Origin of the sequence: Candidatus Enterococcus avicola (genome assembly GCF_047470845.1) — a bacterium.
In the GTDB taxonomy this organism is placed as follows: Bacteria; Bacillota; Bacilli; order Lactobacillales; family Enterococcaceae; genus Enterococcus_D; species Enterococcus_D casseliflavus.
On the sequence record NZ_JBLGTY010000003.1, the window covers coordinates 284,658 to 300,260 of the forward strand.

Here is a 15,603-nt window from a genome sequence, read left to right on the forward strand (position 1 = left end):
TCAAAACTTTTTCATAAATTTGTTTTTTTTCAAATCTTTGAAGAGGTCCTATGTTATACTATTATCTGAAGTCTTAAGAATAAAGGAAGGCTGTTTATGTTGATAAATTTCAGGGATTTTTTTAATTTAGATTATTGGAGAGAATTGCTCTCATTTGATATATTTTCTTGGTCATTTTTAGTAAATGTTTTAGATGTGATCGTTGTTTGGTACTTGGTTTATAAGCTGATCCAGCTTGTACGAGGAACAAAAGCGATCCAGTTGTTTAAAGGCGTCGGCCTATTCATTGTTCTAAGGTTTTTGGCAGGTATCGTAGGATTAAAGACGCTATCTTGGTTGATGGATCAAGTCATCACGTATGGGGTGATCGCCGCGATTGTTATTTTCCAACCAGAAATTCGACGAGGGCTGGAGCATCTTGGCCGTAGCTCTTTCTTCAAGACTTCTAAGAATGAAAAACGACGGGATGAAGTGTTGGTCCAAGCGTTGGACAAAGCTGTTCAATATATGGCAAAACGAAAAATCGGTGCATTGATCACGATCGAACGGACGACGGGGTTAGAAGAATATATTGAAACGGGGATTCCTTTAGATGCGGACGTGACGGGCGAATTACTGATCAATATTTTTATTCCCAATACACCGCTACACGATGGTGCAGTCATCTTAAGAGATGATAAGATCGCTGTTGCTAGTGCCTACTTACCACTGTCAGAAAGTCCGTTGATTCCCAAAGAATTTGGGACGCGCCATCGAGCGGCTGTCGGGATTTCAGAAGTTAGTGATGCGTTGACCATTATCGTCTCAGAGGAGACGGGAGACGTCAGTATTACCCTGAATAATCGGATGCTTACTGAGCTTTCGCGACAAGAGTATCTCGACGTGTTGAATCGCGAATTAGTGCCAGAAGAAAAGCCTGGTAAACGCAACTTGCTGCAATCTTTCTTTGAAGGGGTCAACAAAGGAGGAAGAAAATGATCAAGAAAGAACGTCGTCAAAACGTATTTTATGGTATACTAGCGCTGTTCTTTAGTCTGGTTCTGTTTTTCATCGCCAGCGGATCAAGCCTGCAAGTCAACCTTGCAGGAACTTCAAATCCTTATGAGGAAGAGATCGATAATGTACCGATTCAGACCACCTATGACACAGATGAATACTTTATCCAAGGATTTGAAACAACAGTAGACGTGACTTTGTCTAGTCGAAATCGGGTGCAATTGAATGCTGAACGTAGCGAGGAAACGCGGAGCTTTCGAGTAGTTGCTGATTTGACTGGACTCGATGAAGGAACCCATGAGGTCCCTTTAGAAGTGAAAAATCTTAGCTCAAGTGTGACAGCCGAAATCGAACCCAAAACCGTCACTGTGACGATTGAGAAAAAAGTCACCCAAACGTTTACCGTTGAGCCAGTCATCTCGACTGATGGAGCAACGAGTGGTTACGGCGTTGATTCAATGAGTGTTGAACCGCAAGAAGTAGAGATCACTACTGGCGACAAGACACTGGCAGAAATCGACCGAGTGGTAGCGATCGTGAATCCAGATGATATTACTGGCGATTCGATCACGGTGGATGGAACGATCGAGGCTTGGGATAGTGAAAACAATCCTTTAGCGATCATTCCTGAGCCAGATTCGGTCGATGTGGCATTGATGATGGAAGCACCAAGCAAAGAAATTGAATTGTTTGTCACTCAACAGGGGACAACACCAGATGGGATATCTCATTACATCTACCGGATGAGTAGTATCAGTGCGGTGCTAACAGGACCACAAAGTATTTTGGATGAGACCCAGCAGATCGGTGTCCCAGTGGATGTTAGTGAGATCACAACCACGACCGAACGGACAGTAACGATTCCAGTACCAGAGGGAACAACGATCAATCCAACAGTAGTGACGATCCAAATCACTCCGGTTGCAGAAACAACTACTGAGAATCAATCAAACAATGATGGCGATGAAGCAACGAACAGTGCGAATTCTCAAGCCAATTCTTCGACAGTCGACACGACGCAAGAACAAACAGAGAATTCCGCAAGCAGCACGACGACAAGCAGTTCTTAGTCGTTTGACTGTAGAGAATGAATAAGAGAGGTTATAAAAATGGGAAAATATTTTGGTACTGATGGTGTTAGAGGAGAAGCAAACAAGGAGTTGACACCTGAATTAGCATTTAAATTAGGTCGTTACGGCGGCTATGTATTAAGTCAACATGAAACTGGTGACCGCCGTCCCCGCGTTTTGGTGGGACGGGACACACGGATTTCTGGACAGATGCTAGAAAATGCATTGATCGCTGGACTATTATCTGTCGGGATCGAGGTATTTCAATTAGGTGTTATTTCTACACCGGGTGTTGCGTACTTGACGAAAGTGCAAAAAGCGAGTGCAGGTGTAATGATCTCTGCCTCTCACAATCCTGCACAAGACAATGGCATCAAGTTTTTCGGGAATGATGGCTTTAAATTAGTCGATGAACAAGAAGCTGAAATTGAAGCATTACTTGATGCGCCGGAAGACACACTTCCACGTCCTTCTGCCGATGGCTTAGGAACGGTGGATGAGTTTCCAGAAGGGTTGTTGAAATACTCTCAATTTCTACGTCAAACGATTCCTGATGATTTGGAAGGAATCACGGTGTGTGTTGATGCAGCAAATGGCGCAACAGCAACAAGTGTCAATCGTTTGTTTGCCGATCTAGAAACAGAATTCTTCACAATGGGGACGTCTCCAGACGGGTTGAACATTAATGATGGTGTGGGATCGACTCACCCTGAAGCGTTAGCTGAATTTGTCGTTGAAAAAGGGGCGGATGCTGGTCTTGCGTTTGATGGAGATGGTGATCGGGTCATCGCAGTAGATGAACTAGGAAACATCGTTGATGGCGATAAAATCATGTATATCTGTGCGAAATATTTAGCGGAGCAAAAGCGCTTGAACCAAGGAACGATCGTGACAACAGTCATGAGCAATTTAGGGTTCCATAAAGCAGTGGAAGCAATTGGACTGAAAGATGTCATCACACAAGTCGGTGACCGTTATGTCGTCGAAGAAATGCGTAAAAACGATTATAATTTTGGTGGCGAGCAATCAGGTCACATGATTTTCTTGGATTTCAATACGACAGGTGACGGTTTGCTATCAGGAATTCAACTATTGAATATCATGAAACAAACGGGCAAGAAACTGTCGGAATTAGCAGGAGAGGTAACGATCTATCCACAAAAACTTGTCAACATTCGAGTGACAGATAAAAATGGCGCGATGGATGTTCCAGCTATCCGTAAAATCGTGGAAGAGACAGAAGCAGAAATGAACGGCGAAGGCCGTATCTTGGTTCGTCCTTCAGGAACAGAACCATTGCTTCGGGTGATGGCAGAAGCGCCAACCATTGAAAAAGTCGATTACTATGTAGAAAAAATCGCAGCGGTCGTTCGAGAGGAAATCGGTGCGGAATAAATAAAGAAGTAAGACGACCAAAGGATGTCTTTGGTCGTCTTTTTTGTCTACTTACCAGCAAGAAGCCAACTTGCGAATTAGAGAAACTTGTCAACGATTTTGTCGGCAACGCTTAACAGAGGAGACGCAGTGGGCAAGCCTTGCGAAGGATAGTTGCTTTTAAAAGTCTTTTCGGATTTGTTGTGCAGTAGACAAGAAAAAAAGAACCCCTATGAACGATCGAGTCATCGAACGAGGAGTTCTTTTTATTATACAGAAGATAACCAATTCGGTTTCAATCTTTTAAAAAACTTATTCAACGGTAACGGATTTTGCTAAGTTTCTTGGTTTATCAACGTCGAATCCGCGCTGTAAAGTGGCAAAGTAAGCCAGCAGCTGTGTTGGAACGACTGCCACTAAGCTGGTTACCAATGGGTGAACGCTTGGTAAAATGATTTGATCAGTCGCTTTTGCTAATTCTTGGCTAACGATCACAAGGGTATGAGCCCCACGAGATTCGACTTCTTTCAAATTGCCTCGCGTATGAGAGCCGGTCACTTCTTCCGTGATCACACCGATCACTGGTGTACCTTCTTCGATCAACGCGATGGTGCCGTGTTTTAATTCACCAGCCGCAAAGCCTTCCGCTTGGATATAAGAAATTTCTTTTAATTTCAATGCCGCTTCCATCGATACATAGTAATCATTTCCACGTCCAATGTAAAACGCATTACGGGTTTCGGAAAGGAAATCCTCAGCAAATTGACTGATAACAGCTTTTTCATCCACTAAAGCCTCCATTGCAGAAGCAACGATGCTTAGTTCATGGAAAACATCAAAGTCCAATGCTTCAGGAACAGCTTTTTCATCACCAATGGCTTTTGCTAATAACGTCATCACTGCGATCTGTGCAGTATACGCCTTTGTAGAGGCAACAGCGATTTCTGGACCAGCATGAAGCAATAAGGTATGGTTCGCTTCTCGAGAAAGAGTAGAACCAGCAACGTTGGTAATCGTCAGACTAGGAAGACCTAACTGGTTGATCGTCACTAATACTTGACGGCTATCTGCCGTTTCACCACTTTGTGATAAGAACAAGAAGAAGGGGTTTGCTGACAACAATGGCATGTTGTAGCCAAACTCACTAGATAAATGAACCTCAACAGGGATCTGTGTTAGTTTTTCTAAAATGGCTTTTGCTGCCCAGCCCGCATGATTGCTAGTACCACAAGCAATGATGTAGATCCGATCGCTAGCTAAAAGTTCGTTTTTTAACGCTGGATCGATCACTACTTCACCAGATTCTCCTTGATATTCTTGAATCAAGCGGCGCATCACAGTTGGTTGATCATCGATTTCTTTTAACATGTAGTAAGGGTATGTTCCTTTTTCGATGTCAGTCAGATCTAGTTGTGCTTCATAAGACTCACGGTACACAAGGTTTCCTTTTGGATCTTCAATTTCGATCGCATCGGCTGTTACGGTCACCATTTCGCCATCTTCGATCTCAACAAAGTGAGTCGTTTGATCGAGCATTGCTAAGGCATCGCTGCAGATGACATTGAACCCATCTCCCAAACCGATCAATAAAGGACTTTTGTTTTTGGCAACATAAATGGTTTCTGGATCATTTTTTTCTACTAAGGCAAAGGCATAAGAGCCGCGAATCAAGGACAAAGCTTTTTTAAAGGCTGCTTTGGTCGTGCTGTTGTCTTGCTCCTTCAATGCTTCAATCAAATGAACAACGATTTCCGTATCTGTTTGACCTTCAAATTGGTGGTTGCTTAAATATTCTTGATGAAGCTCTTCAAAGTTTTCTATCACACCGTTATGAACCAACACGAGTGCTTGGTTTGCTGAAGTGTGAGGATGAGCGTTCATTTCTGATGGCTTGCCGTGGGTCGCCCAACGGGTATGTCCGATACCGATCGTTCCTGTTACTTCAGAAGTCACTTTTTCTTCCAAGTTTTTGATTCTTCCTTGGGCTTTAATTAAGTGATCCGAAGTCCGATCAGCGACATAAAGACCTGCTGAGTCATAGCCGCGATACTCTAAGCGTTCCAATCCGTTCAAAATAATTCGTTCTGCATTTGATTTTCCTACGATTCCTACAATTCCACACATAATGATAATCCTACTTTCAAAAAATTTAGTTTGGCATTATGTATTTCTATCTGCGTAGCAAGTCTTTGTCATCACCTTACGATGAGATTTGTTCTTGCCTGTAGAGTGCAGTCCCTAGAGTCATCCGCCGAATGTTTCGATAAACTCTTTCCTCGTCATCTGTTTCCAGATCAGGCGCTATCCTTATTGGTCTATCTATCCTCCTTGTGAGATATTTTATAGAAATACAAGCAATATCATAATATTTATTCCTGTTTCTGTCAACTCAAAGTTATATAAAATTAATTGGTATAGTTATTGGTAAGGTTGGTTTGAACCTGTTTAAAGGAAATCAAAACAGCTGACATAGCTTTGTCGAATAAGATTCCCAAGAAATTTCCTCATAAAGCTATGCTTTTTTTTTTAAGTTCGCTACAATAAAAAAGTAAGAAAGTGAGGGAATGAAATGCCAGAATTTGTAAATTGTATGACTTTTTCAGAGCTAAAGAAAATGGTAGCTGCGATAGAAAAAGATCCTAATGTCACAGATGAAACAAAGGTCATGTTGGATACGGGCTGGGACAGCTTGCAAGAAATTTTACCTGGATCAGTCACCGTGGAAACCGCGCAAACATTCGAAGTCCAGGATGAACTGACAAAGGAATTTTTTGGTGGCTACGTCTTAGCTGAAAAAAGTGAGAAATTTGATGCGGTTGGAGACGAAGAAGCAGTGATCGTCATCAAAAATCTATACTAAAAATGGGAAAGGTGAAAAGTTAGGTGGGAAAATGAATAAAAGAAGATGGATCGCAGCGGCGATCGCAGCAGGGTTATTTATCTGCTCGGGGGTTTTTTCAGTAATCACAAATCGTCCAGAGCAAGAGGAAACTCAAACGCTGCAAGGGTTAAATGCTTTGTTCTATGGAAGTAATGCGATCGAAGAGACAACGTTAGTTGCCGGAGATCAAGACAATCGTATTGTTCGCTTATCTTTAGAAGGAACCATCGCCAGCAGCTCCAGTGGCGGCTTATTCACAACAGAGTCTTATGATCATCAGCGATTTTTAGAAGAACTACGGATGATCCAAGAAGATCCAACTATTGGGGGCATCTTGATGGAAGTCAATACCCCAGGAGGCGGCGTCTATGAAAGTGCGGAGATCGCTCGTGAGTTAGCAAAAATCAAAGAGTTAGGGATTCCAATGTATGTCAGTATGAAAAACATGGCAGCCAGTGGCGGTTATTATATCTCGGCAGGTGCTGATAAAATTTTTGCAACGGATGAAACCATTACTGGTTCAATCGGGGTGATCATGTCAGGGCTAAACTATGCTGGCTTATTCGAAAAGCTAGGGATCGAAGACAATACGTATAAAAGTGGCGCACTAAAAGATGTAGGTTCAGCAACGAGAGAACCCACAGAAGCCGACAAGGAAGTCTTGCAGACCTACGTCGACAATGCCTATGGTCGGTTCGTAAAAATCGTAGCAGAAGGACGCGGCATGACAGAAGAAGCCGTTAGAAAGATCGCTGATGGCCGCATCTATGATGGGCAGCAAGCAGTATCCGTTGGTTTAGTGGATGAAATCGGTTTTCCTGAAGATACATTAGCAGCAATGCAAGCAGATCTAGGCTTGGAAGATGCCGAGATTTTCAGCTATGATGTTTCATCTACTGGATTTGCTTCTACTTGGTTAGGTTCAAGTTTAGCCGAACTACAAGGATTAAAAGAATCAAACACAGAGCGAGTGATCCAATTGATGGAAAGCCTTGGAACCAGCGATGCTCCAAAACCTCTTTATTATTATGGAGGTGAATGACTATGACAGAGAAAAACAAGTATTCCGCTGGCACATCGTCAAGGGATGACAATCACACAAGTTCGTCAATCGATCAAAGGGAACAGCGGGAAACCTCGACACCGTCAACCGGTCATACGGATGTGCCAACTGAAGCGCAGGTTTCAGAAACAACCGAACCAGTAAACGCCAGCAAAGCGATGAGGAACGCACAAGTAAATCATCCCGATGATTTTTACCAACAAGTCTTGACGTCTTTTAAGGAAGAAGAGTATACCCAAAGCGAGATTGAGGAAAAACAACAAGCCTGGCAACGGTATGAAGAACCTGAAAAACAGGCAGAAGACAAACGGTTCTTCAATGATTTTCCTAGCTACTTTTTTGCTGGGTTTTGGATTCGTTTCTTTGCTTATCTCGTTGATGTGTTGGTGATCCGAGCGATTACCCAAATAACGATCGGTAGTATCTACAATCTAGCGAATTTAACGGCAACCAATCAGCGGTTTGGCCTTTACAACTTCTGTGCCTTAGCAATCTATCTAGGCTATTTTGTTCTAATGACAAAGCTAAATCATGGTCAAACGATTGGGAAAATGCTTTTTGGCATTCGAGTGGTTTCTTTTGTAGAGGAAGAACTCAGCTGGCAAACTGTGTTGATTCGCGAGCTTTGCGGACGCTACGTATTACAATTCAATCTTTTCTTTTATCTCGGTTACTTACCAATCGTCTTTAATAAAAATAAGCAGCAGGCTGCGGATTATTTCGCAGAAACCAGTGTGGTGACCATTAATCTGATCAAAGCTTTCAATAAACAGGTGGATGCCAATCACGTAATGAGTGGCGCACAAAACTAACTAGCAGATCAAGCAAGTAGTAAAGGAGGGATCGAGAATGGGTGAGACGATTGCTTTCCCAGGACCAAATGATCGGCTTCGGCTGGCGGCAGAAAAAGCCTACCAGTCAAAGGAGTTTTTGCAAGCTTTTCGCCTGTACAATGAACTCTATCAAAAAAATGCCAGTTTTGAGATCAATCAATGGCTGGTTGAATGTCTGCAGCAGTTGAATGATTTTGCCAAAGCGTTAGATCTGGCGGAAGACTATTTGGATGACTATCTAAAAGAAACCGACGGGTATTTACAAATTGGTCATCTGCTGATATTGGATGGTCAGTATTTAAAAGCTCGGCGCTGGCTTACATTAGGTAAAAAAACAAAAATTGCAAGCCGCTATCAGGAACAGTTAGCAAGTGAATTAGCAAAGGTAGAAGAAGTGCAGCAAATTTTAGGACTGGAAGATTTTCATGGGAAACGCAAGCATTTACGTGCATTAGATGAAGCCAATCAACCGGTGAGTGCAACAGAATGGCACGTTTTTACCCAAGCCATTACCAAACCACAATTTGTCACGCTGATGCATGAAACGTTAGCTTCCATCAAAAATCCATATTTACTGCCCAAATTAGTGGATGAGCTCGTGCGTCTTGAAGTGGATGAACCTTTTGAACTGATCGATTACCTTGGGAATATGCAGCAAATCGTTCCGAAAGAGTTAAAACTTTTGCAAGAAGATGCCGCTGTTAAAGCGATCCAGAAAGAGATTGACGAAACGATCGCCCAAGAAGATCCGATTTTAGCAGAAAGCGTCTCAGCAGAGATCAATGATCATTTAGCCATCAGCTACCCATTTTTACCTGCAAAAGAGGAGGCAAAAGCATGGGTGGCAAGCTACATTGAAGATTATCGCGGGTTATTTGAAGAAAAAGAACAGCCAAAAGTAGCGAATGAAATAGAAGAACGCAAACGACACTTACGCAATATCCTACGATTGAGCATTCGCTGAAAGAAAAATTCGCAACTTTCATGGTAAAATGTTTACAATTAAACAACGTTAGTGTACTATTTAAAGGTATGCATGAAGCTATTTCATATGTAAATCAATTAATATTCGGAGGGAAATAAATGACTGCAAAATGGGAAAAAACAGGCACCAATGATGGTGTTTTGACATTTACGATCGCTCAAGCAGAAATCCAAAAAGGCTTGACGACTGCATTCAATAAAGTGAAAGGCAATCTTAACGTACCTGGCTTCCGTAAAGGGAAAGTTTCACGCCAAGTATTTAACCGTATGTACGGCGAAGAAGCGTTGTATGAAGATGCATTGAACGCTGTTCTTCCAGAAGCTTATGAAGCTGCTGTAAAAGAAGCAGGGATCGATCCTGTTGCGCAACCAAAAATCGACGTTGACAGCATGGAAAAAGGCCAAGATTGGGTTATCAAAGCAGAAGTTACTGTAAAACCTGAAGTAAAACTTGGTGATTACAAAGAATTAACAGTTGAAAAACAAGACCGTGAAGTCACAGAAGAAGACGTGGATGCACGCATCAAACGTGAACAAGAAGCACAAGCTGAATTAGTTATCAAAGAAGACGAAGCAGCTGAAAATGGCGACACAGTCGTTATCGACTTTGAAGGCTTCTTAGGGGAAGAAACATTTGAAGGCGGCAAAGGTGAAAACTACTCACTTGAACTTGGCTCAAACTCATTCATCCCTGGTTTTGAAGAACAATTAGTAGGAACAAAAGCTGGTGATAGCAAAGACGTTACCGTTACTTTCCCAGAAGATTATCAAGCAGAAGATTTAGCTGGTAAAGAAGCAGTCTTCAAAGTAACTGTTCACGAAGTAAAAGCAAAAGAACTTCCTGAATTAGATGATGAATTCGCAAAAGACGTTGATGACAGCGTTGAATCATTAGCTGAATTAAAAGAAAAATACCGTGCTGAATTGACTGAAACAAAAGAAAAAGCAGCTGAAGATGCAAAAGATGAAGCTGCGATCCGTCAAGCAGTTGAAAACGCAGAAATCGTTGAATTACCACATTCAATGGTTCATGATGAAGTACACCGTTCAATGGATGAATTCTTGAACAACATGCAACGTCAAGGAATCTCACCAGAAATGTATTATCAATTAACTGGTTCAACTGAAGCAGATCTACACACACAATTTGAAGGTGAAGCAGAAACCCGCGTGAAAACAAACCTTGTTATTGAAGCAATCGCTAAAGCAGAAGGTTTGGAAGCAACAGAAGAAGATATCGAAAACGAAATCAAAGAACTTTCTGAAGCTTACAACATGCCAGTGGATCAAATCAAACGCGTCTTAACAGAAGACATGTTGAAACATGATATCACGATGAAGAAAGCAGTTGAACTTGTCACAGGTACTGCAAAAGAAGCGTAAGCAACATGCTTAAAAACGGCGAACATCTAGCGGTGTTTGCCGTTTTTTCTTGGGAGTAAGAGGGGCTAGTTTAACAATTACTAACAAATGATAAGAAAACGTTAGGCAACGTAAAAAGAACTTTTTCTTTCAAAAAAGTTATGATATGATTGTTTAAGACTGCAAAGTTAGTAAACAAAATTCCACTCCTTTAAATAGGTTGGAAAATTTTCAAGGGGTGAACAGTATGTACGATAATACAAACGGTAATGAAGCTGTTCGTTGTTCTTTTTGTGGCAAAACGCAAGAAGAGGTGAAAAAGATCGTTGCAGGTCCGGGGGTCTATATCTGTAATGAATGCATCGATTTGTGTAAAGAAATCATTGATGAAGAGTTTTACGAAGAAGCAATTCGTGAATTTACCGAAGTGCCGAAACCGCAAGAACTACTGAATGTTCTCAATGAATATGTGATTGGACAAGATCGTGCGAAACGGACATTGGCTGTGGCGGTTTACAATCACTACAAACGGGTCAATGTAGAAACGACAGCAGAAGATGTAGAATTACAAAAAAGCAATATTTGCTTGATCGGACCAACAGGTTCTGGGAAAACATTTTTGGCACAAACGTTAGCACGTTCACTAAACGTGCCTTTTGCAATCGCTGATGCAACCAGTTTGACAGAAGCCGGCTATGTCGGTGAAGATGTGGAAAACATTCTTTTGAAACTGTTACAAGCTGCTGATTATAACGTAGAAATGGCAGAAAAAGGAATCATCTATATTGATGAGATCGATAAAATCGCCCGTAAGAGTGAAAATGTATCGATTACTCGTGACGTATCCGGTGAAGGCGTGCAGCAAGCATTGCTGAAGATCCTAGAAGGAACGACTGCTAGTGTACCGCCACAAGGTGGACGAAAACATCCACATCAAGAGATGATCCAAATTGATACCACCAATATTCTCTTTATCGTTGGTGGGGCGTTTGACGGAATCGAAACCATCGTTAAAAACCGTTTAGGTGAAAAAACAATTGGTTTTGGCACGAACAATAAGCGCCTTGAAGAAGGCGAAAGCGTGATGCAGCAAATCATTCCTGAAGACTTGCTTAAATTCGGTTTGATTCCTGAATTTATTGGCCGCTTGCCAGTGATGGCTGCCCTAGAGAAATTAACAGTAGATGATTTAGTGCATATTTTGACTGAACCAAAAAATGCGCTGGTCAAACAATACCAAAAGTTAATGGCATTAGATGACACCGAGCTGGAATTTGAGCCAGAGGCTTTGCGTGCCATTGCTGCGCAAGCCATTGAGCGAAATACCGGTGCTCGTGGGTTGCGTTCGATCATCGAGAATATCATGATGGATGTCATGTTCAATGTCCCTTCTGATGAGTCGATCCAAAAAGTCACCATCACGGAAGAAGCGGCAAAAGGACTTGGTGAACCAAAAATCATTTACAATGAAGAGACCAAAAAAGCAGTCTAATCGAGACCAAGTCGGATAGTTTCATTGCTATCCGGCTTTCTTTTTGAAAAAATAGAAAGGAGCGATTCGATGAAAGTACATGATGCTGAAATCGTCATCAGTGCCGTTTCTCCAGCACAATATCCAGCTACACCTTTACCGGAGATTGCCTTAGCAGGCCGCTCAAATGTCGGAAAGTCATCCTTCATCAATACATTGATCAATCGTAAAAATTTAGCCCGTACCTCATCAAAACCTGGGAAGACGCAAACGCTGAACTTTTATTTGATTGAAAATACGCTGCATTTTGTCGATGTCCCCGGCTACGGCTATGCAAAAGTATCGAAAACAGAGCGAGCGAAATGGGGGAAAATGATTGAGACATATCTTGAACAAAGAGAGCAGCTGCGTGCAGTCGTATCTCTTGTTGATTTGCGTCATGCCCCCTCACAAGAAGATATTCAAATGTATGAGTTTTTGAAATACTACGAGATTCCAGTGATCGTGGTCGCCACCAAAGCAGACAAAATCCCTCGTGGGAAATGGAACAAGCATGAAAGCATGATCAAAAAAGCATTATCCTTTGATCCAGCAGATACGTTTATCCTCTTTTCTTCCATTACCAAACAAGGAAAAGAAGAAGCGTGGAAAGCGATTGAAGCAGCAATAAAATAAGTATCATTTAGGAAACCGAAGCAAGAAAGTCCTTTGCTTCGGTTTTTCTCATTTTACAGTGGAAATCAGCTGATTTAAGCTATTCTACGCAGCGTAGAGTGCTGAATTTGCTCCATTTTAGCGAAAATCTCCTTGTTATTTGTTAAACTTGTAACAAGGAGGTGTGGTCGAATGCATGAATCATTAAGTAAAAAATTAAAAGAGTATCGATCAAGACATAATTTAACACAGAAGGAATTAGCTGCGAGGTTATTTGTTTCTGATAAGGCCATTTCAAAATGGGAACGAGGAAATGGGTTGCCAGACATCGAGACATTGGTCCGTCTAGCCGATTTATTAGGCACACCAGTGGAAGAGCTATTAAAAGAAAAGAAAGAAACCTACTATTATGAATACAAAAGTGAACGGACGGTTCTTCGGCTTCCGTTAATGCACATTTTGATTCCCAATTTATTCTTATTACTGAATCAAGTGACGAGTGTTCGAGCGTTTTTTGTGCTGATGAAAGAGTTACCAACTGCCAGTGGCTGGTTTAGCCTTGGTGTCAAAGCCAAAGGGATTATTGCTTTGGGGGTTGTCAGTTTAGGCTTTTTATCGATTGGTTTATTGTCCTTCGGAATGTTGGGGATTGGGACAGTCAGTATTGGTGTCATTGCAATAGGGAATCTCTGCTTTGGCTTATTAGTTGGCATTGGCAATCTTGCGATCGGTTCGATCGTTGTCGGTAATCTTGGCGTTGGCTGGCTCGCTCTAGCAAATGTCGCAATTGCTTGGATTGGGGTCGCAAATTATGGTGTAGGGAGTTTTATGGCTGTTTTGCCATCAAATTCAACCACGGAAGATTTTAACCAAGCGATTCAACAACTCTTAGTCTCAGAGATCCCTGACTTGATCAAAACCACTATCTTTAAACCAATGATTCGTTTTACAAGCTCACCGATTTTTGTGGTGATCTTCGTGGTGACGATCTTAGCAACCATCTTTTTTATTCTCTGCTTGTTGACCATTGGTTTGGTGCGATTACGTCAAAGCATGTTGTATGAAGAGCTATAAGAAAACCTCTAGATGATGATTCTGATCGTTGAACTTATGTAGCTTCAGTGGCTCATTTTCTATTTTGGCAAGTAAAAAAGGCAAGGGACTGACGCGTCCTTTGCCTTTTTTATTAGTCTGCTTTCTTACTATCATTAGGTTGTGTTTTTTTCTCTTCATCAGATTCGTTTTTCAAGAAACGCTCAATATCGTTTTCCTGCTTTTTCTTGTCTTTGTCGTTATCGGGAAGAAAGGCAAAATCATCAAACATTTTATCTAGCGAGTCTTCTCGTTGGAATTTTAAGCCCATAGGTTCACCTCCAAGCGCCTTAAGTTTACCACGAACGGTGGTAGATTTCATCAAAAAAAAGCGAAATAGTGTTCAATCGTTTCCCCCTTTACTATAATTAAAGAAAGGGGATAGAAAAGAGGGATAGCGATGATCAAAACTGAAAAAATCTATGGCTTTCTACAATCAACCCAAATGGAAGCAGCGCAGTTGCGTTTGTTGATTGAAAATTGGTTCGCTTTGGTTCGTCTTAGCTATCAGCCGACGGAATACTACTACAATCAGCAAGCAAAGAAACCTTATGATTTGGATGAGGTCAGTCAACTGCTGCATAGCGCCCCTGAAGAAATCAATACGGAATTGATTGTGACGGACGGCCAAAATGAGTCCAGTATCCATATCATTCAAGAGGCTGTTTTACAACGGCACCTGTTTACGAAAGACGTATTTTCCACGCAAAAACCCGTGATTTTAAGTTACTTCGATGAAACGATGCAAAGAGATGGCTTGTTCGGCTATTTGCGTTCATATGACGAGTACTTGATGCATAACGTCGAGGGAATCAAGAAAAGACAAAATTTTCAATCGATTGCTGAAATCAACGCGTTACCGAAGCGGAAAAACTTTGAACAAGAAATCGTCATCGACTGCAATCAGTTTTCTGGTTACGACGTCTTTTACAATGGCTATACACTGACTTCTTGCTGGCGCATGTACTTTTCGGCATTCTACGCACATATCATTCCTCAGGTGATCATTACTGATGCGCAGCAGGTGGAGCAAGTGCAGGTAAGAGACCAAGGGGTTGTGTTGGTGGAATTGTATCGAGATCCTTTCCAGTGGGATCACGAATTGAATCTATCCTACCAGCGATTGTTTCGTGATCAAACTGGAATCGATCAATTGACTTGGGATAACGGGGTCGGTAATTTGAGAGAACCATATATTGAATATGCCTTTGGTGATCACTTGATCCAAACCATTCAATACCAAAATGATCGACTGCAGCCAACAACAAAACGCAGCGCGACACATTTTGTCACCAGAAGCTTCGACCTCGTGAACGAAGAGTATCAAGAGCGGCGAGTGAAAGGGTATCTAAATGCCCAAGCGTATTTTCCCTGGGTGGATCAAGAGCGGTTGCGCATGATGGATTATATCGTATTAAAGCCAGAACTAACGATAGACGATGGGGTAGAGGCTTATTCATTCTATATTCGTAGTCATCTTGAGATTGAATATTCAGAGGATCGTTTTAAAGACTATACTGCTTGCCTGCAATTTTATTTGCCGGAGACTGCTTTGAAGCACTTACCGCTAGATGCTTTGAAAGCGGCCATGCCTGATGTTCATTTTGGCTATCTGCACCGCACGCGCAAATATACATGGGTCAATCTAAAGAAGGATGGGAAAAAACTACGAGTGTATTTTATGAACACCCAAAAGCTAGTCGAGCAGCAGCTTTTTACCAATCAAGAATGAAAAAGACCCGCAAGTGAAGCGACCCCCAAAAGTTAGACCAAAAAATCTAACTTTTGGGGGTCGTTATTTGTATGGCAAAATATCCTTTTGA

14 protein-coding genes are annotated in these 15,603 nt (G+C 41.8%); 12 read left to right on the forward strand and 2 right to left on the reverse strand.

What is annotated here, in order from left to right; all coding sequences use genetic code 11:
* Positions 1-96: 96 nt before the first annotated feature.
* Genes cdaA through glmM form a run of 3 tightly spaced genes read left to right on the forward strand, consistent with a single transcriptional unit; the run spans position 97 to position 3,461 of the window.
* The gene (gene cdaA / locus ACI3E5_RS04975; RefSeq protein WP_005235688.1) at positions 97-978 is read left to right on the forward strand and encodes a diadenylate cyclase CdaA; all 882 of its coding nucleotides are present in this window, start codon (positions 97-99) and stop codon (positions 976-978) included.
* Positions 975-2,066 carry a CdaR family protein gene (locus ACI3E5_RS04980; protein WP_005225958.1) on the forward strand — a complete coding sequence of 364 codons (1,092 nt, stop codon included), beginning with the start codon at positions 975-977 and terminating at the stop codon, positions 2,064-2,066. Before cdaA ends, ACI3E5_RS04980 begins: the two co-directional genes overlap by 4 nt.
* Before the next feature lie 39 nt (positions 2,067-2,105).
* Positions 2,106-3,461: a phosphoglucosamine mutase gene (gene glmM, locus ACI3E5_RS04985; RefSeq protein ID WP_005225959.1), complete on the forward strand. Its 1,356-nt coding sequence runs from the start codon at positions 2,106-2,108 to the stop codon at positions 3,459-3,461.
* 291 nt (positions 3,462-3,752) lie between these two features.
* Here glmM and glmS read toward each other — a convergent pair whose 3' ends face one another.
* Positions 3,753-5,564, reverse strand: a complete 1,812-nt coding sequence (gene glmS / locus ACI3E5_RS04990; protein ID WP_194185315.1) for a glutamine--fructose-6-phosphate transaminase (isomerizing) — start codon at positions 5,562-5,564, stop codon at positions 3,753-3,755.
* 445 nt (positions 5,565-6,009) lie between these two features.
* On the opposite strand from glmS, the gene ACI3E5_RS04995 reads away from it, so the two are divergent.
* The 8 genes from ACI3E5_RS04995 to ACI3E5_RS05030 all read left to right on the forward strand — a co-directional run bounded on the left by ACI3E5_RS04995 (position 6,010) and on the right by ACI3E5_RS05030 (position 13,762).
* Entirely contained in the window at positions 6,010-6,300 is a 291-nt protein-coding gene (locus tag ACI3E5_RS04995) for a hypothetical protein (protein WP_005225961.1), read from the forward strand.
* A gap of 31 nt (positions 6,301-6,331) precedes the next feature.
* Positions 6,332-7,363 (forward strand): signal peptide peptidase SppA, encoded by a 1,032-nt coding sequence (gene sppA, locus ACI3E5_RS05000; protein ID WP_005235703.1) that lies wholly within the window; start codon positions 6,332-6,334, stop codon positions 7,361-7,363.
* 2 nt (positions 7,364-7,365) lie between these two features.
* Positions 7,366-8,196 carry an RDD family protein gene (locus ACI3E5_RS05005; RefSeq protein ID WP_194185316.1) on the forward strand — a complete coding sequence of 277 codons (831 nt, stop codon included), beginning with the start codon at positions 7,366-7,368 and terminating at the stop codon, positions 8,194-8,196.
* A gap of 37 nt (positions 8,197-8,233) precedes the next feature.
* The gene (locus ACI3E5_RS05010) at positions 8,234-9,181 is read left to right on the forward strand and encodes a hypothetical protein (RefSeq protein ID WP_194185317.1); all 948 of its coding nucleotides are present in this window, start codon (positions 8,234-8,236) and stop codon (positions 9,179-9,181) included.
* 119 nt (positions 9,182-9,300) lie between these two features.
* Positions 9,301-10,584, forward strand: coding sequence for a trigger factor (gene tig / locus ACI3E5_RS05015; protein WP_005225965.1), 1,284 nt, complete (start codon positions 9,301-9,303; stop codon positions 10,582-10,584).
* A gap of 226 nt (positions 10,585-10,810) precedes the next feature.
* Positions 10,811-12,055: an ATP-dependent Clp protease ATP-binding subunit ClpX gene (gene clpX / locus ACI3E5_RS05020; RefSeq protein WP_010748174.1), complete on the forward strand. Its 1,245-nt coding sequence runs from the start codon at positions 10,811-10,813 to the stop codon at positions 12,053-12,055.
* Between the two features lie 69 nt (positions 12,056-12,124).
* Positions 12,125-12,709, forward strand: a complete 585-nt coding sequence (yihA, locus tag ACI3E5_RS05025) for a ribosome biogenesis GTP-binding protein YihA/YsxC (RefSeq protein ID WP_005225967.1) — start codon at positions 12,125-12,127, stop codon at positions 12,707-12,709.
* Between the two features lie 171 nt (positions 12,710-12,880).
* A complete protein-coding gene (locus tag ACI3E5_RS05030) occupies positions 12,881-13,762 on the forward strand; it encodes a helix-turn-helix transcriptional regulator (protein ID WP_498820947.1) in 882 nt (293 codons plus the stop codon).
* Between the two features lie 112 nt (positions 13,763-13,874).
* Here ACI3E5_RS05030 and ACI3E5_RS05035 read toward each other — a convergent pair whose 3' ends face one another.
* Complete coding sequence (locus ACI3E5_RS05035) at positions 13,875-14,051, reverse strand: SPJ_0845 family protein (protein ID WP_194185319.1); 177 nt, start codon at positions 14,049-14,051, stop codon at positions 13,875-13,877.
* Between the two features lie 129 nt (positions 14,052-14,180).
* On the opposite strand from ACI3E5_RS05035, the gene ACI3E5_RS05040 reads away from it, so the two are divergent.
* Positions 14,181-15,512: a hypothetical protein gene (locus ACI3E5_RS05040; protein ID WP_498820949.1), complete on the forward strand. Its 1,332-nt coding sequence runs from the start codon at positions 14,181-14,183 to the stop codon at positions 15,510-15,512.
* Positions 15,513-15,603 lie beyond the last annotated feature (91 nt).

Excerpts from the sequence above, each read along its gene's own strand:
- cdaA (WP_005235688.1), top strand. The coding sequence starts at position 97 with ATGTTGATAAATTTCAGGGATTTTTTTAATTTAGATTATTGGAGAGAA.
- ACI3E5_RS04980 (WP_005225958.1), top strand. The coding sequence starts at position 975 with ATGATCAAGAAAGAACGTCGTCAAAACGTATTTTATGGTATACTAGCG.
- glmM (WP_005225959.1), top strand. The coding sequence starts at position 2,106 with ATGGGAAAATATTTTGGTACTGATGGTGTTAGAGGAGAAGCAAACAAG.
- glmS (WP_194185315.1), bottom strand. The coding sequence starts at position 5,564 with ATGTGTGGAATTGTAGGAATCGTAGGAAAATCAAATGCAGAACGAATT.
- ACI3E5_RS04995 (WP_005225961.1), top strand. The coding sequence starts at position 6,010 with ATGCCAGAATTTGTAAATTGTATGACTTTTTCAGAGCTAAAGAAAATG.
- sppA (WP_005235703.1), top strand. The coding sequence starts at position 6,332 with ATGAATAAAAGAAGATGGATCGCAGCGGCGATCGCAGCAGGGTTATTT.
- ACI3E5_RS05005 (WP_194185316.1), top strand. The coding sequence starts at position 7,366 with ATGACAGAGAAAAACAAGTATTCCGCTGGCACATCGTCAAGGGATGAC.
- ACI3E5_RS05010 (WP_194185317.1), top strand. The coding sequence starts at position 8,234 with ATGGGTGAGACGATTGCTTTCCCAGGACCAAATGATCGGCTTCGGCTG.
- tig (WP_005225965.1), top strand. The coding sequence starts at position 9,301 with ATGACTGCAAAATGGGAAAAAACAGGCACCAATGATGGTGTTTTGACA.
- clpX (WP_010748174.1), top strand. The coding sequence starts at position 10,811 with ATGTACGATAATACAAACGGTAATGAAGCTGTTCGTTGTTCTTTTTGT.
- yihA (WP_005225967.1), top strand. The coding sequence starts at position 12,125 with ATGAAAGTACATGATGCTGAAATCGTCATCAGTGCCGTTTCTCCAGCA.
- ACI3E5_RS05030 (WP_498820947.1), top strand. The coding sequence starts at position 12,881 with ATGCATGAATCATTAAGTAAAAAATTAAAAGAGTATCGATCAAGACAT.
- ACI3E5_RS05035 (WP_194185319.1), bottom strand. The coding sequence starts at position 14,051 with ATGGGCTTAAAATTCCAACGAGAAGACTCGCTAGATAAAATGTTTGAT.
- ACI3E5_RS05040 (WP_498820949.1), top strand. The coding sequence starts at position 14,181 with ATGATCAAAACTGAAAAAATCTATGGCTTTCTACAATCAACCCAAATG.